The organism is Kitasatospora sp. NPDC086791 (assembly GCF_040685975.1).
Lineage (GTDB): Bacteria > Actinomycetota > Actinomycetes > Streptomycetales > Streptomycetaceae > Kitasatospora.
On record NZ_JBFBOC010000013.1, the window covers coordinates 169,867 to 192,473 of the forward strand.

14 protein-coding genes are annotated in these 22,607 nt (G+C 76.5%); 9 read left to right on the forward strand and 5 right to left on the reverse strand.

What is annotated here, in order from left to right:
* Positions 1-43 precede the first annotated feature (43 nt).
* Positions 44-1,162, reverse strand: a complete 1,119-nt coding sequence (locus AB0Q99_RS19885; protein WP_363573523.1) for a LysR family transcriptional regulator — start codon at positions 1,160-1,162, stop codon at positions 44-46.
* Positions 1,163-1,233: 71 nt separating this feature from the next.
* Here AB0Q99_RS19885 and AB0Q99_RS19890 point away from each other — a divergent pair, with 71 nt between their 5' ends.
* Complete coding sequence (locus AB0Q99_RS19890; protein WP_363573524.1) at positions 1,234-1,950, forward strand: maleylpyruvate isomerase family mycothiol-dependent enzyme; 717 nt, start codon at positions 1,234-1,236, stop codon at positions 1,948-1,950.
* A gap of 10 nt (positions 1,951-1,960) precedes the next feature.
* Here the strand turns inward: AB0Q99_RS19890 and AB0Q99_RS19895 are convergent, their stop codons facing one another.
* Positions 1,961-2,167: a hypothetical protein gene (locus AB0Q99_RS19895; protein ID WP_363573526.1), complete on the reverse strand. Its 207-nt coding sequence runs from the start codon at positions 2,165-2,167 to the stop codon at positions 1,961-1,963.
* 75 nt (positions 2,168-2,242) lie between these two features.
* On the opposite strand from AB0Q99_RS19895, the gene AB0Q99_RS19900 reads away from it, so the two are divergent.
* The 8 genes from AB0Q99_RS19900 to AB0Q99_RS19935 all read left to right on the forward strand — a co-directional run bounded on the left by AB0Q99_RS19900 (position 2,243) and on the right by AB0Q99_RS19935 (position 17,920).
* Positions 2,243-3,388, forward strand: a complete 1,146-nt coding sequence (locus AB0Q99_RS19900; protein WP_363573528.1) for a PP2C family protein-serine/threonine phosphatase — start codon at positions 2,243-2,245, stop codon at positions 3,386-3,388.
* 373 nt (positions 3,389-3,761) lie between these two features.
* The gene (locus AB0Q99_RS19905; RefSeq protein WP_363573530.1) at positions 3,762-5,135 is read left to right on the forward strand and encodes an MFS transporter; all 1,374 of its coding nucleotides are present in this window, start codon (positions 3,762-3,764) and stop codon (positions 5,133-5,135) included.
* 48 nt (positions 5,136-5,183) lie between these two features.
* A complete protein-coding gene (locus tag AB0Q99_RS19910; protein ID WP_363573532.1) occupies positions 5,184-6,524 on the forward strand; it encodes a non-ribosomal peptide synthetase in 1,341 nt (446 codons plus the stop codon).
* A 294-nt stretch (positions 6,525-6,818) separates the two neighbouring features.
* Positions 6,819-9,962 (forward strand): amino acid adenylation domain-containing protein, encoded by a 3,144-nt coding sequence (locus tag AB0Q99_RS19915; RefSeq protein ID WP_363573533.1) that lies wholly within the window; start codon positions 6,819-6,821, stop codon positions 9,960-9,962.
* 14 nt (positions 9,963-9,976) lie between these two features.
* Positions 9,977-11,152: an acyl-CoA dehydrogenase family protein gene (locus tag AB0Q99_RS19920; protein ID WP_363573535.1), complete on the forward strand. Its 1,176-nt coding sequence runs from the start codon at positions 9,977-9,979 to the stop codon at positions 11,150-11,152.
* A gap of 51 nt (positions 11,153-11,203) precedes the next feature.
* Complete coding sequence (locus AB0Q99_RS19925) at positions 11,204-13,111, forward strand: amino acid adenylation domain-containing protein (RefSeq protein WP_363573537.1); 1,908 nt, start codon at positions 11,204-11,206, stop codon at positions 13,109-13,111.
* Positions 13,112-13,205: 94 nt separating this feature from the next.
* Complete coding sequence (locus tag AB0Q99_RS19930) at positions 13,206-15,074, forward strand: non-ribosomal peptide synthetase (protein WP_363573539.1); 1,869 nt, start codon at positions 13,206-13,208, stop codon at positions 15,072-15,074.
* Entirely contained in the window at positions 15,071-17,920 is a 2,850-nt protein-coding gene (locus tag AB0Q99_RS19935) for a condensation domain-containing protein (RefSeq protein WP_363573540.1), read from the forward strand. Before AB0Q99_RS19930 ends, AB0Q99_RS19935 begins: the two co-directional genes overlap by 4 nt.
* A 211-nt stretch (positions 17,921-18,131) precedes the next feature.
* Here the strand turns inward: AB0Q99_RS19935 and AB0Q99_RS19940 are convergent, their stop codons facing one another.
* From AB0Q99_RS19940 to AB0Q99_RS19950, 3 genes are all read right to left on the reverse strand, one after another.
* On the reverse strand, positions 18,132-19,394 hold the full coding sequence (locus AB0Q99_RS19940) for a VWA-like domain-containing protein (protein WP_363573542.1): 1,263 nt from the start codon (positions 19,392-19,394) through the stop codon (positions 18,132-18,134).
* Complete coding sequence (locus AB0Q99_RS19945; RefSeq protein ID WP_363573556.1) at positions 19,391-20,665, reverse strand: MoxR family ATPase; 1,275 nt, start codon at positions 20,663-20,665, stop codon at positions 19,391-19,393. Before AB0Q99_RS19945 ends, AB0Q99_RS19940 begins: the two co-directional genes overlap by 4 nt.
* Before the next feature lie 75 nt (positions 20,666-20,740).
* Positions 20,741-22,063, reverse strand: a complete 1,323-nt coding sequence (locus AB0Q99_RS19950) for a hypothetical protein (protein WP_363573544.1) — start codon at positions 22,061-22,063, stop codon at positions 20,741-20,743.
* Positions 22,064-22,607 lie beyond the last annotated feature (544 nt).

Here is a 22,607-nt window from a genome sequence, read left to right on the forward strand (position 1 = left end):
CTGACGGAGGCCGGATCCGCACCGACACCACGCCGTCGCAAGGCTACTTCCCGCTCGACCGGGAGGTTCTCGTCGGCGCGGCCGCACTCCTGCACATCCCCGACGGGGCGGCGGCAACGGCAACGGCGGCGTCAGCCACAGCCACGACCGAAGCCGCACCCGTTGCGTCGGAGCCGGGGGCTGCCGGCCCCGGGTAGGCCGTCCGCAGGTGGGACACCAGGGCGGCGGTCGGTGGCTCGGCGGGTCGTCCGCTCGGCCAGGCCAGGGCGATCCGCACCAGCGGGACGGGGTCGGCCAGCGGGCGGACCCGCAGCCCGGGAACGGCGCCCGGGTCCGGCAGGACGGCCACGCCCAGTCCGTGCGCGGCGAGTTCGGCCAACTGCGGTGGTGCGGCCGCCTCGACGCCGATGGCCGGGCTCGCCCCGGCCTCGGCCAGGGCGCGCTCCAGTGCGGTGCGCATCCCGGTGCCGCGCGGGGTGCTCACCAGGGAGTGTCCGGCCAGCGCGGCGACCGGGAGCGGGTCGCCCCCGGTGGCGGTGGCGGCAGCGGTGGCGGCTCCGGCCGGGGCGGCCGCGAGCGGGTGCTGCTCGGCGCAGGCCGCGACCAGCGGCACCTCCAGCACGGTGTGCAGGCCGATTCCGGCCAGCGCCGTCCAGCCGTCGTCGCCCTCGCAGCCGCTCGCGGCGGCGGGCAGGCCGATCACGGCGAGGTCCAGCCGTCCGTCGCGCAGGGCGGCGAGCATCCCCGCGGTGGTGTCCTCGGCCAGTGAGAAGTCGATGCCGGGGTGCTCCTGGCGGAACGCGGCGAGCGTGGTGGCGAGCCCGGGGAAGGTGCCCAGCCCGGACGGCGGGGTGAAGGCCGCCCCGGCGACCATGCCCAGCCGCACGTGTCCGCGCCGCAGTCCGTCGAACTCCTCGGCCGTCCGCCGGGCCGCCGAGGCGGAGGCGAGCGCCGCCCGGGCGTGCGGCAGCACGGCCTCGCCGACCCGGGTGAGCCGAACGGCACGGCCCGAGCGGTCGAGCAGCCGGTGCCCCAGCTCGCGCTCCAGCCGCCGGATCTGGGAACTGACCCCGGGCTGGGTCAGGTGCAGCAGCTGCGCCGCCCGGGTGAAGCTGCCGTGCTGGGCGACGGTGACGAAGTACTGGAGCTGCCGCAGTTCCATGACTCCTGATCATAGGTGGCAGAACCAGCCGGTCTTGGACGAACGTACGGTTCCGGCCGCAGGCTGGGCGCATGGGAACCACGCCGCAGGACCGGGACACCGGGCAGAACCACAGGGCCGACGGGACCGACGGGATCGACGGGACCGACAGGATTCACGGGACCCACTGGATCCGTGCGCAGGTCGCGGCCGAGCGCCGCGAACTCGCCGCGGTGTTCGCCGCCTTCACCCCGGAGCAGTGGAACTCGCCGTCGCTGTGCGGTGGTTGGCGGGTCCGGGAGGTCGCCGCGCACCTGAGCTCCGGCTTCCGGTACTCGACGCCGCGCACGGTCCTCGAACTCGCGCGCTCCGGCGGCCGCATCCACCGGATGGCCGACCGGATCGCCCGCCGCGACGCCGCCGTCATGACCGACCGCGAACTCGCGGACGCCCTCTCCGACCACGCCGACCACCCGTGGCGCCCGCCGGTCGGTGGCCGGATCGCGGCGCTCGCGCACGACGCCGTCCACGGTCTCGACATCACGGTCGCGCTCGGCCTGCCGGGACGGCTGCCGGTGGCGCGCACGTCGGCCCTGCTGGCCGTGGTCTCGCCCCGCACCCTGCGGTTCTTCGGCGCGCGGGTGGACGGCGTCCGCCTGCGCGCGACGGACACCGATTGGTCGTACGGCCGGGGCCCGCGCACCGTCGAGGGGCGGGCCGAGCACCTGTTGCTGGTCGCCTACGGACGCCGACTGCCGGCGGGCCTGCTCACGGGGCCGGGCGCGGATCGGTTCGAGCGGCACGGGTGAGGCGGGATCGCTACCGGCGGTCGGTGTGCAGCCAGCGGGTGAGGATGGCGTGCAGCAGCTCGACCTGGGTGCGGTCGGTGCGGGCGCGGTTTCGGCGCCGTCGTCGTCGGCGAACAGCAGCCAGGTGGCGAATATGGACATCGGGTCCTCCTGGGGCGGCGGAGACGGCGGGGACAGCGGCCGTCCAAGCCTGGGAAGCGGCCCCGGCGGTCGTCATGCGAGTTTCGGGGGCCCGTGGCTACGATCGGAGGAAGTCCTTCCGGACGGTGGTGAGACGGAAGCCAGGTCGCCGATGCCCCCGAGGTCCGTGTCGAGGTCCGCGCAGTGGCCGTCGTACGTGCGGGTCGCGCCGTGGTTGCTGATCGTCGGCGGGCTGGTGTGGAACTCGCTGGACCCGGCCGACTACTGGGGCGATCCGTTGCTGGCGGCGGCCGCCGTGCTGTCCGGGGCGCTGCTGACCCTGCGGGACACCGTCGCGGTCGCGGTGGCCAACGTGACCGGGGTCCTGGTGCTGTCCGCCCGGGACGGGTCGCTCGGGACGGGCGACGGGTACCTGGAGCTGGTGAACACGACCTTCGCCGCCCTGCTCGGCGTCGGGGTGAACCGCGTGGTGGCCCGGCACGGGCGGCGACTGGAGCGGGTGCGCTCGGTGGCGGAGGCGGCGCAGCGGGCGGTGCTGCCGGAGCCGCCGGAGCGGGTGGGCGCGTTGTCGGTCGCGGCCTGTTACCGGGCCGCCCAGGACGAGGCGCTGATCGGCGGGGACGCCTACGCGCTGCAGGTCACCCCGTACGGCGTGCGCGCCCTGATCGCGGACGTGCGGGGCAAGGGGCTGCACGCGGTGGGGGCGGTCTCGGTGCTCCTGGGGGCCTTCCGGGAGGACTCGCACCGGGTGCCGGACCTGGCGGCGCTCGCCGACGCGCTGGAGGACTCGCTGCTCCGGGAGGTCGACCGGCTGAGCGAGGAGCTGCGGATGGAGGGGTTCATCACGGCGCTGCTGGTCGAGTTCCCGCCGGGGAAGGGGACGGTGCGCACGCTCGACTGCGGGCACCCCGGGCCGTACCTGCTGGGCCCCGGCCCGGACCCTCGGACCGCCGGACCACCTCCGCGGACCGCCGGACCGGCGGCCGTGCGGCGGTTGGACGCCGCCGATCCGGGGCTGCCGCTGGGGATGGGCGGCCTCGGCGTCGCGCGGCCCGCGCCGGAGACCTGGCCGTTCCCACCCGGGTGCACGCTGCTGCTGGTGACCGACGGCGTGACCGAGGCCCGGGACGCGGCGGGGGAGTTCTACGACCCGGTGCTCGGGCTGGCGCCGCTGGGTCCGTTCGCCGGGCCGGGCGAGGTGCTGGACGCGCTGGTCGAGGACGTCGCGCGGTGGACCGGCGGGCCGCGGGACGACGACATGGCGGTGCTGGCGATCACCCATCGTGCGGGCGGGTGAGGGGGCGGTCCGGACGTCTCCCCGGAGTCGGTTCGACGGCCACGGACGGTCACGCTGATATCACGATGAGGTGAAGGTCGTACCGCACTCCACGGGATCCGGCCAAGTTGACCGGCGTCGTCCGGTGGCCGGAAAGACAGGGTCCGAATATCGGACGTCGAAATGGACGGGTGGCGCCGGCGGGGGCGCGGGTGTCACTCGGCCCGTGCCCCCTGGGCACGGGCGGTGCGCTCGTCGCGGCCGGTCCATAAGGGGTCGTAAGAGACGGGCAAGACGTGATCGGGGGGAGTGGCGGGATCCGGCCGACCGGCGGTTCGTCCGGAAACGGACCCGGTGCTTGCCTGTGTCGAAGCAGTGACCGAGAGTCGCACTGATGAACGAGATGCCTCGCCCCCGTCAGGCCCGTCTGCTCGGCCACCGCGATTTCCGGCTCCTGTTGACCGGAGCCGCCGCGGCCCAGACGGGCAGTCAAGTCACCCTGGTGGCACTGCCCTTGGTGGCGGTTCTGGTACTGGACGCCACCCCGTTCGAGGTCGGTCTGCTGACCGCCGCCGAGACCGCCGCCTTCCTGCTGGTCGGCCTGCCGGCCGGCGCCTGGCTGGACCGGATGCGCAAGCTGCCGGTGCTGATCCGCGCCGACGTGGTGCGCTGCCTGGCGGTCGGGTCGATCCCGCCGGCGGCGGCGCTCGGGGTGCTGACGATGCCTCAGCTCTACCTGGTGGCACTGGTCACAGGGGTGGCGACGGTGTTCTTCGACGTCGCCCACCAGTCCTTCCTGCCCGCCGTCCTGCCGCGCGAGCAACTGGTCGGTGGGAACGGCGCGTTGGAGACGGTCCGCTCCTCGGCGCAGATCGCCGGCCCCGGCTTCGGCGGCGGGCTGGTGCAGCTGCTCGGCGCGCCGCTCGCCATCGTCGCCGACGCCTGCGGCTACCTGGCCTCCGCGCTGCTGCTCGCCCGGATCCGGGTCGAGGAGCCGCTGCCGGAGCCGGCGCCCGGGCGCTCGCTGCGCGCCGAGGTGGGGGAGGGCGTCCGGTTCGTGCTCGGACACCCGCTGCTGCGGGCGATCGCGACCGCCACCGCCGTGTCCAACCTGTTCGCGGCCGTGCTGATGGCCGTGCAGACCGTCTTCTGGGTGCGGGTGCTCGCCCTGGCGCCGGGAGCCATCGGCGTGCTGCTGTCGACCTCCGCCGTCGGCGGGCTGGCGGGCGCGCTGTGCGCCGGCCGCCTGGCGCGGTGGGTCGGGCAGGCCCGGCTGATCTGGCTGTCCACCGTCGTGACGGCACCGTTCGCGGTGCTGTGGCCGCTGTCCGGCGGCGGCGCGGGCGTGGTGCTGTTCGGCCTCGCCTCCGGGGTGGTGCTGTTCGGCGCGGTCGCCTACAACGTCGCCCAGGTCAGCTTCCGGCAGAGCGTCTGCCCGCCCGAGCTGCTCGGCCGGATGAACGCCACCATGCGCTTCCTGGTGTGGGGCACGCTGCCGATCGGCGCGCTGGGCGGCGGGATCGTCGCCGACGCCGCCGGGCCGCGCGCCGCGCTCTGGCTGTGCGCGATCGGGTTCCTGCTCGTGCCGGTGCCGCTGCTGCTGTCGCCGCTGCGACGGATGCGTGACCTGCCGGGTGGCGGTGGCGGCGGTGCACCAGGGCCCGGGGGACCCGCCGCCGCCGAGGACACCGATCGTGGGGCCGCCGCCGAGGACACCGACGGGAAGGCCGCCACCCAGGAGCCCGCCGCGAGTCCCAGCACCACCTGACCGACCCCAGACCCGCCGAGCCGCGACCGGAAACCGGAGACCGTTCCCGTGCACGCCAGCATCACCTCCGCCTACCTCGCCCGGTACCGTTCCGCCGCCGCCGACTCGCCGGTGGAACTGCTCCCGCTGACCGGCGCCCAACGGCGGTTCCTGATCACCCGCCGACTCGCTCCGCACGGCCGCTCCGACGTCGTCCCGCTGTTCTTCGCCTACCCGCGCGGCACCCTCGACCAGGACCGGCTGGCCCGGGCCGCGGCCGCCGTCGCCGCCCGGCACCCGGCCCTGTGCGGCGGCTTCGCGACCGTGCGCGGCACACCCGTGCTGCGGGTCGGCGGTCCCTCCGCCGAGGCCGCCCGGATCCCCGTCGCCCCCGGCGGCACGGCCCGCGAGGCGCTGCGCGAGGCCCTGCTGGACTGGCCCGCCGACGGGCCCGCGCTGCGCCTGCTGGTCGCCCGGGAGCCGGACGGTGACGAGGACCTGCTCGCCCTCGCTCTGGACCACGCCGCCTGCGACGAGCAGTCCCTCGGGGTGCTCACCGCCGAGCTGAGCGAGGCGTACGAGAAGGACGACGGGTACGAGAAGGGCGGCAGGCCCGAGAAGGAGGACTACGGGGACGGCCCGGTTCCGCAGGCGCTCGCCGACTACCGGCAGGCCGTCGAACTCCAGCTGGCCGCGGAGGACGCCGCCGGCGGGCCCGCCGCGCAGGCCCACTGGGGCCGTCGGCTCGGCGGCCTGACCGGGGCGGGCGGCGGGGCGGCCACGTCCACCGGGATGCTCACCGAGCGGCTGCCCGCCGCCGACGGCGCCGCCCGCGGCGCCGTCTTCCCGGCCCTGCTGGACGCCGCCGGGGTCGCCGCGCACCGCCTGCACCGCGCACCGGGGTCCCCGCGGGCCGGGGCCGGGGCGCTCGCGCTCGGCTACCCGTGGGGCGGCCGGCCGGTCGGCGCGCCCGCCGCGCTCGGCTGTTTCCTCAACACCCTCGTACACCCGGCCGGTTCGACCGCCACGGACGATCTGGACGCCCTCGCCGACGCGTGGTGGGACGACCTCGACCACGCCGGCACCCCGTTCGACGAGGTGGTCCGCGCCGCCCGCACCGCCGGGGCGCCGTGGACGGGTGCCCTGGACGCCATGCTCACCATGGAGGACCTGCACCGCCGTCCGCCGCTGGTGCTCGGCGGCACGCCCGGCCGGGAGACCCACCTGGCCGGACGCCCGCTCGCCGCCCCGCTCGCCGTCTCCGCCTCGCACGGCGACGACCTGCTGGTCCGGCTGGCCTGGGACAGCGACCGCTTCCCCGCGGCCGACGCCCACGCCGCCTTCGACGACCTGCTCGCCGTGCTGCGGCACCACCTGCACGCCCGGCCGTGCCCGGACTCCCACGGCTGACCCGCCGCGGCCGAACGGGCCCCGCCCGGAACGCGTCCGCCCCCAACGGGCCTGAGCCCGCCCACCTGAGCCCGCCCACCTGAGCCCCACGCCTGAACTCCCCACCGGATCCGCCTCGCCGGATCCGCCGCGCCCGCACGCGCGTGCCCGAACGGGCCCGCTCGCACGGACGCCCGGTCCCCGGGCCGCACCGTCACCTCGGTGCGCCCCGGTCCACCGGCCGGAGCGGGACCACCCCACGCCCGCCGCCGGCCACCGCAGTGCCGAGAAGCCCACCACACAAGGGAACCGACCATGTTCGCACTCTCTCCTTCGCAGGAGATCGTCTGGCTGCACGAACAGATGCTGCCGGGCAGCCGCGCCTACAACTTCACCGCCGTCCTCGACCTGTGGGGCACCCTCGACCGGGACGCGCTGCAGGCCGGTCTCGCCGCCGTCCTGGACCACCACCCGGGCCTGCGGCTGGAGTTGGTGCCCCGGGCGGAGGGCCTGCCCGGCCAGCGGGTCGCCGAGGGCTGCCGACCGGAGCTGCGCCACAGCGACTTCAGCGCCGAGGACGACCCGGAGGCCGCCTTCCGGCGTCTGCTGGCCGCCGAGGCCGAGGAGCCGGTGAACACCGAGCGGGCGCCGGTGCTGCGCTGGCACCTGGTCAGGATCGCCGAGGGCCACCACCGGCTGATCCACGTCGAGCACCACCTCGTCCACGACGGCCACTCCTTCGCGATCCTGCTGCGCGACCTGTTCACCGTCTACCGCGCCCGGGTCCTCGGCGAGTCGTACGAACTGCCCACCGCCCCCTCGTACGAGGAGCACGCGCGGGCCGCCGCCGACGTCCCCCGCGACCGCGCGCTGGACTTCTGGACCAGGGAACTGGCCGACGCGCCGCGCGAGGTCACGCTGCCCGGGCTGGCCCGGCCGGGCGCCGAGCGCCGCCACCGGGGCGGCCAGTTGCGCCAGGCGATCGGCGCCGACCTCGCCGAGCGGCTGCGCGAGCGCAGCAAGACCGACGGCCACACCCCGTTCAGCACCCTGCTGGCGCTGCTCGCCGAGCTGCTGCGCCGGCACAGCGGGCACCGCGAGATCGTGGTCGGCACCGCCGTCGGCAACCGCCCGGAGGGCTTCGAGGGCACCGTCGGCATGTTCGTCAACACCGTCCCGCTGCGCCTGCGGCTCGACCCGACGGCGCCCGGCACCGAGGCCGTGGACGAGGTGACCGACGTCCTGATGCGCGCGCTGCCGTACCAGGACCTGCCGGTGCAGGAACTGACCCGCCGCCTCGGCCTGCACACCGGCGGGGCCGACAATCCGCTGTTCAACGTGATGTTCAGCGCGCACGACGCGGCCCTGCCGGACGTCCAGGCGCCCGGGCTGGAGGTCTCGCTGTACGAGGGCTTCAACACCGGCACCACCCGCTTCGACCTCGACCTGGTACTGCTGCCGGACGACCGCCGGGTGGTCGGCGAGAAGCACGGCGCCGCCGGGATGACCCTGGTCTGGGACTACGACGCGGACCTGTTCCGGGAGTCCGAGGCCGTGCTGCTGTCCGAGCGGCTGCTGGAGCTGCTGCGCGGCTACCTCGACCACCCGCAGGCGCCGATCGCCGAGCTGGCGGCCCCCGCGCCCGAGCCCGTCTCCGACACCGCGCCCGAGGCCACAGCGCCTGCCGAGCCCGCCGACGCCGCCCCGGCCCTGCTCGACCCGGCCGCCGCCCACGACCCGACCGCGCTCGCCCTGCTGGCCGGCACCGAGCGGATCAGCTACGGCGAACTCGACCGCCGAGTCACCGAGTTGGCCGAGCGCCTGCGCGCCGCCGGCGTCGCGCCCGGCCAGCCGGTGGCCACCGTCCTGCCGCGCGGCGCGGACAGCGTGGTCGCCCTGCTCGCCTGCCTGCGCCACGGCGCCGTCTACGCGCCGCTGTCCACCGAGGACCCGGCCGCCCGGCTCGGCCTGCTGCTGGAACGGCTGCGCCCGGCGCTCGTCCTGGCGACCCGGCAGAGCGCCCTCGCGCTGCCCGCCGAGGGCGTCACCCCGGCGCTGCTGGACGGCCCGGCGTTCCCGAAGGCCGAGCCCGCCGCCGTCCTGGACGGCGCCGCCTACCTCATCCACACCTCCGGCTCCACCGGCGTGCCCAAGCCCGTCCGGGTCGGCCGCGAGGCACTCGCCGGGTACGTCGCCGCGATCGCGGCCCGCTACGAACTCACCTCCGCCGACCGGGTGCTGCTGTTCGCCCGGCCGTCCTTCGACGTGGCGCTGGAGGAGGTGCTGCCCGCCCTCGCCGTCGGCGCCGCCCTGGTCGTGCCGCAGCGCGAGGTGCCCACCGGGCCCGAGCTGGTGGCCGTCCTCGCCGCCCGCGGCGTCACCGTCGCCAACCTGCCGACCAGCTACCTGCTCGCCGTCCGCGAGGACCTTCGCGAGGCACTGCGCGACGGCCGGTGGACGCCCCGGCTGCTCGTCCTCGGCGGCGAACGGCTGCCCGCCCGGGCGCTCGCCGACCTGGCCGGGGCCACCACCGTGCTGAACGCCTACGGAGTCACCGAGGCCACCGTCACCTCCACCGTCCACCGGGTGACCGCCGCCGACGTCGCCGGCGACGCCGAGATCCCGCTCGGCACCGAGCTGGACGGCGTGCGGATGCACGTCCTCGACGACACACTGCGCCCGCTCCCGGCCGGCTGCGTCGGCGAACTCGTGATCGGCGGAACGATGCTGGCCGACGGCTACCCCGGCCTGCCGGAGCCGACCGCCGCCCGCTTCGTCACCGTCCCCGCGCTCGACGGCGCCCGCGTCTACCGCACCGGCGACCGCGGCTACCGCGACCTCGACGGCCGGCTGTGCTTCCTCGGCCGCGCCGACAACCAGGTCAAGCTGCGCGGCCACCGGATCGAGCTGGAGGAGATCGAGGCCGCGGCCTCGGCCGAACTCGGCGGCCGCTCCTGCGCGGTGGTGCTGCACACCGACCCGCGGACCGGCCCCCGCCTGGTCGGCTTCCTGGAGGGCGCCGACCGCCCCGACCAGGCCGCCCTGCACACGGCGCTCGCCCGCCGACTGCCCGGCGGACTCGTCCCGGCGAGCTGGACCGCCGTCGCGGCGATGCCGACCCTGCCCGGCGGCAAGCCCGACCGCGCCGCCCTCGCCCGGCTGGCGGACGAGGCGGCGGAGGCTGCCGCGACCGGCGGGGAAGGCGCCGGGGAGCGGACCGCGCCGAGCGCCTTCGCCGACCCCGGCCAGGAGCTGATCGCCGCCGCCTGGCGGGAGGTGCTCGGCCACGACCGCTTCACCGCGGACTCGCACTTCTTCGAGGTCGGCGGCCACTCGCTGCTCGCCGCCCAGCTCGCCGCCCACCTGGAACCGCACCTCGGCAGCCGCCCCCCGCTGCGCACCCTGTTCCGCCACGCCGTGCTGGCCGACCAGGCCCGCGCCCTGACCGGCCAGAAGTGAAAGGCAGTATCGACGTGACCGCCCCCTCCGCCGTCCTGGAAGCCGGCCACCGCGAACTCGTGGAGGCCTTCGAGAGCTTCGTCCGTCGTGAACTCGTCCCGCTGGCCGCCGAGTTGCCCGAGACCGCCGACCAGGTGCCGGGCGACCTGCGCAGCTACGTCCGCAAGCGCTCCGCCGCGCTCGGCTTCTACGCGGGCGACTACCCCGAGGAGCTCGGCGGCGCCGGCATGCCCTTCACCGCCGTCGTCCTGCTGCACCACGCCGCCGGGCGCAGCGGCTGCGTCCTCGCGCCGTACGCGCTGGCCGGCTCCGACGGCCCCAGCCCGCTGCTGCGCCACGGCACCCCGGAGCAGGTCGAGCGCCACCTGATCCCGCTGGTGCGCGGCGAGCAGACCCGCTGCCTCGCCCTCACCGAGCCGCACGCCGGCTCCGACGCCTTCCGCCTCACCACCACCGCCGCGCGCGAGGGCGACCGGTGGGTGCTGAACGGGCGCAAGACCTTCGTCAGCAACGCCGAGCACGCCGGGATCGCGCTGGTCGTCGCCGCCACCGACCTCGGCGACGGTGCCGGCCCGACGACCGGGTCCACCGCCTTCGTGCTGCCGATGGACCAGCCCGGGCTGCGGATCGGCCAGCGCTACGAGGGCATGTCCGGCGAGCCGCTGTTCGAGCTGCTGCTCGACGGGGTCACCGTCGGTCCGGAGGCCGTGATCGGCGGCGAGGAGGGCGTCGGCGCGGCCACCGCCCTCGCCATGGACAGCCTCTCCCGCGGCCGCCTGGTGGTCGCCGCGATGTGCAACGGCATCGCCGAGTACGCGCTGCGGGTCGGCGTCGAGTACGCCAAGGACCGGCGCGCCTTCGGGCGGGTGATCGGCGAGTACCAGCACGTCCAGGAGCACCTGGTGTCCACCCGGGCCGAGGTCGAGGCCTCCAAGCTGCTCACCCTCGCCTGCGCCCGGCTGGTCGACGAGGGCACCGAGGCGCCCGAGAACGCCGCGCTCGCCAAGCTCACCGCCTCCGAGACCGCCGTGCGCGCGGTGGACCGCTCGCTCCAGGTGCACGGTGCCACCGGCTGGGTGCGCGGCCACCCGCTGGAGTTCCTGTACCGCTACGTGCGGATGACCACGATCATCGAGGGGACCTCCGAGGTCCAGAAGGTGATCATCGCCCGCTCCATGGGGCTGAACTGACGGCCCGTCATGAATTCGGAGACGACGATGGGAACGACGATGGGAACGACGATGGAAACCCAGAGCGCGGAATCCCCGAGCGCGGATGTCCGGAGCACGGAGGTCCGGAACCCGGAGGCCCGGAGCGTCGGGTACGGCCGTCCGCACCAGGACGGCGCGGTCCTCGACCTGTTCACCAGCTGGGCGCACCGCACCCCGGACGCCCCCGCCCTGATCGACGGCGCGCACAGCTACAGCTACGCCGAGCTCGACCGGCTCGCCGACAGAACGGCCGAGGCCCTGCGCGGCAAGGTCGGCCCGGGTGACCTGCTCGGCGTCTGCCTAGGCCACTCGGTGTCGCTGGTGGCCGTCGCCCTGGCCGCCGCCAAGCTCGGTGCCGTCCACCTGCCGCTCGGCCCGCGCCCCGGCGAGCGCCGGCTGCGGGCCGTCGCCGAGCAGCTGCGCCCGGCCTGCCTGGTCGGCGAGCCGGACCTGCTGCCGCCCGGCGGCGAGCGGCTGGCACTGGACCTGCCCGCCGAGGGCGTGGTGGCCGCCCTGACGGTCGGCGAGCAGGTGAGCGTCCCGGCCGGCACCCACTACGCGGTGCTCACCTCCGGCTCCACCGGCACGCCCAAGGCCGTCGCCGTCACCGAGCCCGCGCTCGGCGCGCTGCTGCACTGGTACCGCGGGCTGACCGGCCTCGGTCCCGGCGAGCGGCACAGCCTGCTGATCGGCGTCGCCTTCGATCCGCACCTGATGGAGCTGTGGGCCGGCCTCACCTCCGGCGCGGCCCTGGTCGTCGCCCCCGAGACGGTCCGCTGGGACTCCGGCGCGCTCACCGACTGGTGGCGCGAGGCCGGCGTCACCGTCTCCGTGCTGCCCACCCCGCTGGCCGAGCCCGTGCTCGGCCGCCCCTGGCCCACCGGGCTGGCGCTGCGCCACCTCATCATCGGCGGCGACCGGCTGCGCCGCGCCCCCGGGCCGGAGGTCACCGCGACCGTCCACAACGCCTACGGGCCCGCCGAGGCCACCGTCACCACCACCGTGCACACCATGGCCCCCGGCGGCGACCACGGCGCCGGCGCCCCGCCGATCGGACTGCCGATCGCGGGCGCGGTCGTGCTGGTCACCGACGAGGACGGCCGGCCGGTGCCGCGCGGAGTCCCCGGCGAGCTGCGGATCGGCGGCCGCGGCCTGGCCGCCGGGTACCTGGACCCCGAGCTGACCGCCCGCCGCTTCGTCGGCGCGCCCGCGGGGGTGGACGGCACGGACCGGGTCTACCGCACCGGCGACCGGGTCGTCATGCGCCCCGACGGGGTGCTGGAGTTCCACGGCCGACTGGACGACCAGGTCAAGGTCAGCGGCGTGCGGATCGAACCGGCCGAGGTCGAGGCCGCGTTCGAGCGCGACCCGCGGGTGCGCCGGGCGGTGGTCGCCGCCGAACAGGCGCCGACCGGCGGCGTCCGGCTGCTCGCCTTCGTGCAGCTCGCGGAAGGCTCCGAGCCCGGTGCCGAAACCGCTGTCGGGGCGGGCGCCGAGCCGGGTGCCGAAACCGCTGTCGGGATGGGTGCCGATCCGGCCGGGCTGCTCGACGCCGTCCGGTCCTGGCTGCCCGAGCAGGCGGTGCCCTCCGCCGTCCGGCTGGTGGACCACTACCCGCTGGACGCCAACGGCAAGGTGGACCGGCACGCGCTGCTGGCCGCCGAGCCGTCCGCACCCACCGGTGAGGAGGGCGACACCCCCGTCGAGCGCACCGTGCTGAAGCTCTGCCGCGAGCTGATCGGCCGGGCCGACCTCGGTCCCGCCGACAACTTCCTGGCGTCCGGCGGGAATTCGCTGGCCGCCGCCCGACTGCTGGAGGCGCTGGAGAGCGAGTACGGGATCCGCCTGCGGGCGCCCCTGGTGCTGCGCCAGCCGGACCTGCGGGCCGTCGCCCGACTGGTCGAGGAGCGGGTCGCCGTCCTCACCGCGACCGCCTGACCGCGACCGCCTGACGACGGCCGCCCGACTCTCCCGCACCTCCGCACTGGGGCGCCCCGGCCCGAATCGCCGGGGCGCCCGGAAGGGAACCACCATGACCACTGCGACCCTGCCCGCGCTGATCGCCCGGCAGGCCGAACGGCAGCCCGACGCGCTCGCCGTGACCGACGGCTCGACCATTCTCACCTACCGCGAACTCGTCGACACCGCGGGCCGGTTGGCTGCCGTACTGGCCGCCCGGGGGATCGGGCCCGGCAGCGCCGTCGGCCTGCTCTGCGCCCGCTCCACCCGTCTGGTCGTCGCCCAGCTCGCGATCTGGCGAACCGGCGGGCACGTCCTCCCGCTCGACCCGGCCTACCCCCGCCCGCGCATCGCCGAGATGACCTCCGACGCCGGGGTCCGACTCGTCCTCGGCGACAAGGCGCTGCTCGCCGAGGCCGGGCTCGGTGACGAACAGATCCTCGTCCTGACCGAGCACGGTACCGACATCACCGAACACGGTACCGATGCGACCGGGCCGGTGGCGCCCGACGCCGCCGATCCGGCCGCGCCCGCGCTGGTCTTCTACACCTCCGGCTCCACCGGCCGGGCCAAGGGCGTGCTCGTCCCGCACCGCGCCGTCACCGACCTGGTCACCGCCCCGGACGCCATCGCGGTCGGCCCCCGCGACCGGGTGCTGTTCCACTCCGCCGTCACCTTCGACGCCTCCACCTTCGAGCTGTGGGCCCCGCTGGCCCACGGCGCCGCCGTCGCCGTCTCCCCGGCCGACCGGCCCACCGCCGAGGAACTCGGCCGCGACGTCGAGCGGTTCGGCGTCACCACCCTGCTGCTCACCAGCGCGCTCTTCCACCACCTGGCCGCCCGGCAGTCCCGGATCTTCGGGGTGCTGCGCACCCTGGCGGTCGGTGGCGAGGCGCTCTCGCCCGAGCACGCCGGAGCGGTGCTGCGCGCCTTCCCGTGGCTCGAACTGATCAACGTCTACGGACCGACCGAGGCCACCACCTTCACCACCCTGCACCGGGTCACCCAGGCCGACTGCGCCGGCCCCGTCCCGATCGGTCGGCCCTTCGGGGGAGCCCGCGTCCTCGTCCTGGACGAGCGGCTCGCGCCGGTGCCGCCGGGCACGGTCGGCGAGCTGTGGATCGCCGGTGACCGCCTGGCCCTGGGCTACCTCAACCGGCCCGAGCTGACCGCCGAGCGCTTCCGCGAGCTGCCGGACGTCGGCCGTGCCTATCGCAGTGGCGACCTGGTCCGCCAACTCCACGACGGCACCTTGGAGTTCCACGGTCGGACGGACGAGCAGGTCAAGCTGCGCGGTTTCCGGATCGAACCGGGCGAGGTCGAGCACGCCCTGCTCCAGCTTCCGGAGGTCGCGGAGGCGGTGGTCGTGGTCCGCCGGGCCGGACAGGCCGACGCCGCCCTCACCGCCTGCCTGGTCCTCGCCGAGGGCGCGGGCCAGGCCGCCGAGACGCTGCGCGCCCGGCTCGCCGAACGGCTGCCCGCCCACCTGGTGCCCACCGCCTGGACCGTGCTCGACGCGCTGCCGCTGACCGGCTCCGGGAAGGTGGACCGCCGTGCACTGGCCGACGACGACCCGGTCGGGTGGCGCCCCTCCGGCGGCGGTGCGCTCGGCCCGATCGAGCAGGTCGTCGCCGAGGCCTGGAGCCGGGCCCTGGAGCGCCCGATCACCGACCCGGCCGCCGACTTCCTCGCCGAGGGCGGGCACTCGCTGCTCGCCATGTGGGTCGTCGACGACCTGCGCGAGGACCTCGGGGTCGAGCTGTCGCTCGCCGACTTCCTCGACCACCCGACCGTCGCGGGGCAGGCGGAGCTGCTGGAACGGGCGCTGCGGGCCGCCGATGGACCGGAGGGCTCGGCCGACCCGGCGGACCCGGCGGACTCGACTGGTGTGACCGCCTCGACCGACACGACCGGCCTCGCACGCTCGGGAGGCGGCCGATGACCGCCGTCGACCAGGCCGACCTGCTGCGCCGCGCCCGCAGTCGGCGCAGCGCAGCCACCGCCCCGCCGCAGCGCCCGGCCGCCGACGCCGCCGCCGACGGCCCGGCCCCGCTCTCGCACGCGCAGCAGCGGATGTGGCTGATGGACCACCTCGGCCAGGGCGGCGCCCTCTACAACGTCCCGATCGCCGCCCGGCTGAGCGGCCGGCTCGACCGGGTCGCCCTCGCCGCCGCGGTCACCGGGCTCACCGAGCGGCACGCCGTCCTGCGGACCCGCTACCCGCGCCGGGGCGGACAGCCGTACCAGCAGATCGACCCGGTCGTCCCGGTGCCGCTGCCGGTCGTGGACACGAAGACGGACGCGGCCGCCAGGGAGCAGCTCGCCGCCGAGGCCACCCGCCCGTTCGACCTCGCCACCGGCCCGGTGCTGCGCGCCCTGCTGCTGCGGCAGGGGCCGGAGGACCACACACTGGTTCTGACGATCCATCACATCGCCGTGGACGGAGGATCGCTGCCCGTTCTCGCGGCGGACCTGGCCGCGCTCTACGCCGCGGCCCGGGACGGCGTGGCGCCGCAACTCCCGCCGCCCGGACCGTCCTACGCCGAGTACGCCCGCCAGGAGCGCGCCCGGGACGCCGAGTTGACTGCCGCCGCCGACGCCCTCGCCGTCCGGCTGGCCGGTGCCCGCCCGCCGGCGCTGCTGCGGCCCGCCCCGCCCGGAGCCCGCGAGCGCCGGGCCGTACTGCACGCGGCTCCGCTGGACCCCGCCGTGGTGGACGCCCTGCGCGGACTCGGCGCCCGGCACGGCGCCACGCTGTTCACCGTCGTCCTGGCCGCCGCGTTCGCCACCCTGCGGACGGCCTGCGGGCAGGACGACCTCGTCCTCGGCTGCGCCAGCGGCCACCGGGCCGGGCCCGAGCTGCGGCACACCGTCGGCCTCGCGGTCAACACCCTCGCCGTACGGGCCCATCCGGCCGGGGACCCGTCGTTCGCGGAACTGCTGACGGCGGTCCGCGGCGAGCTGCTCGACGCCCAGCAGCACCACGACGTGCCGTTCGACCTCGTGGTCGAGCGGCTCGGCGCGGCCGCCCGCGGTGCCGACGGCACCCCGCTGCTCTCGGTCACCTGTGACCTGGTCCGGCCCGTCGCGCCGCTGTCGCTGCCGGGCCTCGACTCCGCGAACGTCGAACTGGACCTGGGGCTGGCCAAGTTCGGCCTGGCGCTGCTCCTGGAGGACGGCCCGGCGCCGCGCTGCCTGGTGCAGCACGACCGGGACGTGCTGGACGAGTCCACCGCCGGGCAACTGCTCGATGCCTTCGCCGCCGTGCTCACGGCCGTCGCGGGGGAGGCGGACCGGCGCCTGTCCGAGCTGCCCGGCCGTCTGCTGGTCGCCGCCGAACACCCGGCGGTGGCAGGCCTGTCGGCCGATCCGGCCGTGGTCGAGGCGGTCGTCGTCGAGCTCCCGGACGACCCGCCGCTCGCCTACGCGGTGGTCCGCGGACCGGTCGCCCCGACCGGCTCCCAGCTGCGGGCCGTCCTGCGCGGACGCGTCCCGGCCGCCGAACTCCCGCGCGCGGTGACGCTGCTGGACCGGATCCCCCGGCTGCCGGACGGCACCGTCGACCGCGGCCGGCTGCCCGGGGCCCCGCCGCCCGCGCCGGTCCCGGGCGCGCCGGTCCTGTGCGCGCCGCACGGAGACGGCCCGGTGGACGTCGTCCGCGAGGCCTTCGGCGAACTGCTCGGCACCACCCCGCCCGCCGACGGCGACTTCTTCGCCCTCGGCGGTCACTCCCTGGTCGCCGTCCAGCTCGCCGAGCGCCTGCGCACCCGCACCGGACTGCCGCTGACCGGCCTGGACATCCTGGAACAGCGCACCCCGCGCGCCCTCGCCGCCGTGCTCGCCACCCGCGAGGACGAGCGCCGTGCCGCCCTCGCCCGCACCGGCGCCCGCCCGCGCACCCTGACCCGCACCGGCACCGTCCTGCTCACCGGTGCCACCGGCGGGGTCGGCGCGGCGGTCCTGCAGGAGCTGATGGCGCAGGGCCGGCCGGTCCGCGCGCTGGTCCGGCCCGAGTCGGCGCACCTGCCGGCCCTGAACGGCGCGGAGGTCGCGGAGGGCGACCTCGCCGACGTCGACAGCCTGCGGCGCGCGGTCGAGGGCGTGGACGCCGTGATCCACTCCGCCTGCACCTTCACCGACCACGCCACCGACCTCGCCGCGATGCGCGCCCTGGTGGACGGTTGGCGCGGCGGCCCGTTCGTCTTCGTGAGCAGCATCGACGCGTACGGCCGCCCGGTGGGCACCGAGGTCCCCGAGGGCAGCCCGAGCGGCGCGGCGGTCACCCCGTACGGGCAGGCCAAGCTGGACTGCGAGCGGATCCTGTTCGAGGCCGCCGCCACCGGCCGCGGCCCGGCCACCGCCGTGCGGGCCCCGATCGTCTGGGGCCCGCACCACCGGCTCCGCGACCAGCTCCGCTGGGGCTCCACCGGCGCCCTCTACCAGGCCGCCCTGGCCGGTCGGCCGATCACCCTGCCGGACGCCGACGACCGGTACGGAGCCTCCTGGGTGCACGCCGCCGCGCTGGCCCGCGCGCTCGCCGCCTGTGCCACGCCGGACCACCCGGCGGCCGGGCGGGTCGTCAACGCGGTGAGCGGGCACGTCTCCTGGGCGGAGTTCACCGCCGAACTGGTCCGGCTGCTCGGCTCCGAGAGCCCGCTCACCGAAGGCCCCGACGCCGACGAGGAACTGCGCCGCCCCTGGCGCTACCGGGCCGAAACCCTGGCCGGCCCGCTCACGCCGGAACCGGGCGAGGACTGGCGCAGCGTGCTCGCCGCGATGGTCGGCTGAGCCGGCCCCGGGCGGAGGGGGCCCCGGGCAGCGGACCCCTCCGCCCGGCCGCGGACGGCCGCGACGGCCGCGACGGCTGCCGGGGCCGCCGCGCGCGTTGCGCAGCCGGCCCGCGGTGAGGTCGCCGATCCGTCGGCCGCGCACCCGGCACCCGCGCATCCGCACACCCGGCACCCACACCCGTGGCTCGGGTGGGCCTCGCCGGTTCCGCTCACCCGATGGTGACCACCCGGGCCCACTCCGGCGGGGCTTCCGGGCGGTAGTCCGGGTCGTTCTCGTCGTAACTGCTCGGCCGGGGGAAGAGACCGACGACCGTACGGCAGGGTGGTGGGGCCGACGGCCACCGGGTCTGGCCGTCGGTCAGGACCACCACGACGTCCGGGCGGGGAGCCGACCGCAGGGCGGCGCGGAAGCCGGTGCGCAGGTCCGTGCCGCCCCCGCCGAGCAGCGGAATGCCCTCCGTCCTGCAGAGCTGGTGAACGCCCTGCGCGACCGCGTCGCAGGGGACCACCCGGACCTGGTCCCGGCGGCCGCCGACCGCCCGGCCGATCGCCGCGACCTCCAGCAGCGCGCTGCCCAGCTCGTCGTCCGAGACCGACCCGGAGGTGTCGATGACCACCGCGACCCGGGGCGGCCGCCGCCGCAGGCTCGGCAGCACGACGCCCGGCACCCCGGCCGAGCGGCGGGCCGGCCGGCCGTAGCCGTAGTCCTCGCCCGCGCCGGGCCCGGAGACCGCCGAGCGCACCGCCGAGCCCAGCAACCGCCGCCAGGGCTGCGGCGGGTGGAAGGCCTCCTCGGCCCAGCGCCGCCAGCCCGCCGGGGCGCTGCCGGGCCGGCCCCGGATCCCCTCGGCGACCCGGAAGCGGACGGCGTCGCGCTCCTGCGCGCTCAGCCCGTGGGCGCCGTCGGGGCCCGGCTCCCACGGCCGGTCCGTGCCGTCGGCGCCGCTGCCGCAGTCCAGCCAGGCCGCGTCCAGGGTGCGCGGGTGGAACCGGTACCGCCGCAGGTACTCCTCCATCAGCAGCCCGTCCGGCAGTTGCAGGCTCTCGGGCCGCAGGGCCCCGGACGGCCGCTCCAGCCCGTCCCCGTACACGTCGTCGTTGATCTCGCAGTCGGCGGCGATGTTCGTCCGCAGCTGCCCGGCCGGGCCCTCCAGGCCGAGTTCGCGGGCGATCCGGTTGCCGCGTCCGTGGTGGTCGCGCAGCAGGTGGGACACCTCGTGGACCCAGACGCCGGCGAGCTCCTCCACGGGCGTGCGGTCGACGAAGACCGGCGAGGCGTAGCAGCGCCAGTACCGGTCCACCGCCATGGTCGGCACCTCCCGCGACTCCACCAGGTGGAGCGCGAACAGGGCGGTCGCCAGGTACGGCCGGGCCCGGACGGCCTGCAGCCGCGCGGCGTACAGCTTCTCGACGTCCAGCGCGTCCGGGACGTTCGGCCCCTCCGGGGCGTTCGGCGCGGGCGCCGTGGTCATCGGCCCGCCTTCGCCGCCACCCGGCCGGCGGCGAGGTCGGCCCGGCGGGAGAGCGCCAGCGCCGGGGCGAGCCGCTCGATCGACTCCGGCACGTCCCAGTCCTCCCGGCGCAGCGAGGCCAGCGTGGTGGCCGGGACGACCAGCAGGTCCGGGGCGCCGGTCGCCATCGCCCGGGCCAGCAGTGCCCAGGCCGAGTCCCAGCGCTGCCGGTCCGGCCGCTTGCGCACCGCCGCGACCACCCCGTCCAGCACGGCCTGGCGCAGGTCCCCGCGCTCGGGCAGCACCGCGCCCGCCGGGTCGGCGAGCAGGTCCTCCGGGTCGGGCAGGTCCATCCGGTCCATGCTCGCCATCAGCTCCAGCCCCGGGCCGTCCCCGACGGTCCCGCGGACCAGCAGCGACAGCACCTCGCGGGAGGAAGCGGCGGCGGTCGCGAAGGCGACCAGCCGCAGCGTCATGTCCCAGCTGCGCGGCGACGGCCAGGCCCCGCCGCGCCGGGTCTCGGTGGTGGGCAGCCGGTGCACCAGCTCCGGGCGGGCGGTCAGCAGCCCGCACACCGCGCGCCGGGCGAGCGCGACGGCCTCCGGCAGCGCCTGCGGGTCGAGCCGCGGCAGGGTGGCCACGGGCCAGACCCCGCCCAGGCCGCGCACCACCACCTCGTGGTCGTGCACCCACTGCAGGTGGACGAAGCGGTTGGCCAGCGGCGGGCTCAGCTCCCAGCCGTCGGCGGCCGACGAGCGCGGGTTGGCGGCGGCCACGATCCCTACGCCGGGCGGCAGTTGCAGCGTCCCGATGCGCCGCTCCAGGACCAGCCGGAGCAGCGCGGCCTGGACGGCGGGCGGCGCGGTGGACAGCTCGTCCAGGAACAGCAGCCCGCGCCCGGCCCGCACCAGGCGGACCGCCCAGTCGGGCGGGGCCATCGGCACGCCCTGCTGCGCCGGGTCGTCGCCGACGACGGGTAGCCCGGAGAAGTCGGAGGGCTCGTGGACGCTGGCGATCACGGTGGTCAGCGGCAGGTCCAGTGCTTCGGCGAGCTGGTTGAGCGCGGCGGTCTTGCCGATGCCGGGCTCGCCCCAGAGCAGGACGGGCAGGTCGGCGGCGACGGCCAGGGTGAGGGCCTCCAGCTGGGTGTCGGCGCGGGGTTCGGTGCTGGTGTCGCCGAGGAGGTCGAGCAGCCGGCGGGCGACGTCGAGCCGGGCGGCTTCGCTGCCGGGTGTGGGCGCGGGTGCGGGCGCGGCCACGGCAACGGACGTGGAAGCGGAGGAAGCGGACATGGAGACGGACATGGTTCATCACCTCAAGTGGTCTGGTAAGGAGGGGTGTTCAGCGTCCGACGGCCGGCGGTGGGATCAGCGGCGGGGGGAGCGGACCGGGCGCGAGAGGGATGGGCGCGGGCGGCGGCACGGGAACGCGGTGGGCCCGGGCGCGGTCAGACCGGCCCGGTAGAGGCCGTACACGATCCGCCGCTCCGCGGCCGCCCGCAGCTCGTCCCGCAGCGGGCCGTCGCGCAGCACCGCCTTCGGGCCGAGCAGCTCCTCGACCACGGCCAGCGCCCCGGCGGTGTCCCCGTGGTCCAGGCGCTCGCGGACACCGTCCAGCGCGTTCGGACGCAGGTGCGCCAGGTCGATCGCCCGCAGACAGGGCAACGGGGTGCCCGAGAGCGAGCTGAGCAGCTCCTCGCGGCGCAGCTCGGCCGGATCGTGGTCGAGCGGGGTGAGCACCCCCTCGACCAGGCCGATCCGGTGCCGCGCCCCTCGGCAGTCCACCAGCCGCTCGGACCCGGGCGGATCGCGCGGGTCCGTCCGGGGCGGGTGCCCGGGCGCCAGCGCCGCGGCCACCAGCGGGTGCAGCCGGTCCGGCGCGATCGCGCCACGGCGGAGCAGATCGAGGTCGGGCGGCACCCAGGTCGCGGCGTCGGGCAGCAGGGGTAGCGCCGAGGTGTCCCCGGTGGCGTCCGTGGTGCACCCGTCCGGCCCGAGGAGCAGCCGTCGCCGACGTTCGAGCCGCACCACGACGGGCCCGTCGGGGCGTCCGTCGGCACGCCGCAGCAGCGCGGCCTCGGCGGCCCACCGGTCGACGGCGCGGCGCCGGGCGAGATCGCCGACACCGCTTTCCGGCGGGCCGGTCGACGTGCCGGACCCGGCCCGCTCGGCCAGTTCCCCGCTGCGCCCGGCGTCCCAGAGGTGCCGGTGCAGGTCGTAGCGGAACCGGCGGCTGGGGCGCGGATGCGGGTGCGGGGACCGCCGGTCGCCGCCGCCGGAGCCGTCCCAGAGGGCCAGGGCGATCCGCTGGCCGTACTCCGCCCAGGCGGGCGGCGTGCGGACCACCAGGGACACCGGCCGCTCGCCCGGGTACCGGGCCAGAGCCATGGTGAGCCCGGGCCGGAGCAGTCCGTCGGGTGCGGATCTCGGCAGGTGCCAGCGCAGCAAGTCCGGTGCGAGGCGCCGGAGATCGGTGCGCAGCCGGTCCGCGAGTTCCCGGCCGCGGGCGCGTGCGACGTCCCCGAGGCGGAAGTCCACCTCGACGTTGGCGGCGGCGCAGGACCCGGCCCAGTCGCCGGCCAGGCGGCGGGCGGTGGCGGTTTCGATCATGGCGGGCGGCACGGCGTACTCGCGCACGCGCCGCCAGAGGAAGAGGCGGGAGTCGTTCCCGTTCGCGGGGGAAGTGCGCATCAGCGCTCACTCTTCGCGGACGGGACCCCCAATCTGAGAACTGCGTGAGTGGTCATCGCCGGGGAGCATAGCGCTCGCACCCGCCGGCCGCCACACCGTTTCGGTACGTCCTCGACGGGTCTCCAATACGGCCCCCGCACGTCCCGGCCCACCGCCGCCGGGCGCTCAAGATCCGCTGGAACCCGGGTCGAGACGGGTGGTTCATGGTGGCTTGGGTGTGTTCTGGTGGTGGGCGGAGGAAACGCGGACCCGGGCGACCGGGGTAACGCGGAGCAGCGCGAGGGCGTCTCGGGGGCCCCCGGGGGGTGTAGACGCTCGCACATGGAGCTGAGTGCGGAGGCTATGGTTCGCCGGCCCGGAGTGGCATTGACTGGTGGATACGAGGACGGACACGAAGGGTCGCAGGATCCGGCCCGCGTCCGACCGTTCCGACTGGTTCCTGCTCCGAGTGAGGGTGATCGTGATGGCTGGTGTGGTGGATCTCGCGGTGGACGCGGGTGTGGTGCTGGTGGTGGGTGGTACGGGGAAGACGGGTCGGCGGGTG

Bases quoted from the DNA above. Each gene is read 5' to 3' on its own strand.
- AB0Q99_RS19935 (WP_363573540.1), top strand. From the start codon at position 15,071: ATGACCGCCGTCGACCAGGCCGACCTGCTGCGCCGCGCCCGCAGTCGG.
- AB0Q99_RS19915 (WP_363573533.1), top strand. From the start codon at position 6,819: ATGTTCGCACTCTCTCCTTCGCAGGAGATCGTCTGGCTGCACGAACAG.
- AB0Q99_RS19940 (WP_363573542.1), bottom strand. From the start codon at position 19,394: ATGACCACGGCGCCCGCGCCGAACGCCCCGGAGGGGCCGAACGTCCCG.
- AB0Q99_RS19885 (WP_363573523.1), bottom strand. From the start codon at position 1,162: ATGGAACTGCGGCAGCTCCAGTACTTCGTCACCGTCGCCCAGCACGGC.
- AB0Q99_RS19890 (WP_363573524.1), top strand. From the start codon at position 1,234: ATGGGAACCACGCCGCAGGACCGGGACACCGGGCAGAACCACAGGGCC.
- AB0Q99_RS19945 (WP_363573556.1), bottom strand. From the start codon at position 20,665: ATGTCCGCTTCCTCCGCTTCCACGTCCGTTGCCGTGGCCGCGCCCGCA.
- AB0Q99_RS19930 (WP_363573539.1), top strand. From the start codon at position 13,206: ATGACCACTGCGACCCTGCCCGCGCTGATCGCCCGGCAGGCCGAACGG.
- AB0Q99_RS19905 (WP_363573530.1), top strand. From the start codon at position 3,762: ATGAACGAGATGCCTCGCCCCCGTCAGGCCCGTCTGCTCGGCCACCGC.
- AB0Q99_RS19950 (WP_363573544.1), bottom strand. From the start codon at position 22,063: ATGCGCACTTCCCCCGCGAACGGGAACGACTCCCGCCTCTTCCTCTGG.
- AB0Q99_RS19895 (WP_363573526.1), bottom strand. From the start codon at position 2,167: ATGACGACCGCCGGGGCCGCTTCCCAGGCTTGGACGGCCGCTGTCCCC.
- AB0Q99_RS19925 (WP_363573537.1), top strand. From the start codon at position 11,204: ATGGAAACCCAGAGCGCGGAATCCCCGAGCGCGGATGTCCGGAGCACG.
- AB0Q99_RS19900 (WP_363573528.1), top strand. From the start codon at position 2,243: ATGCCCCCGAGGTCCGTGTCGAGGTCCGCGCAGTGGCCGTCGTACGTG.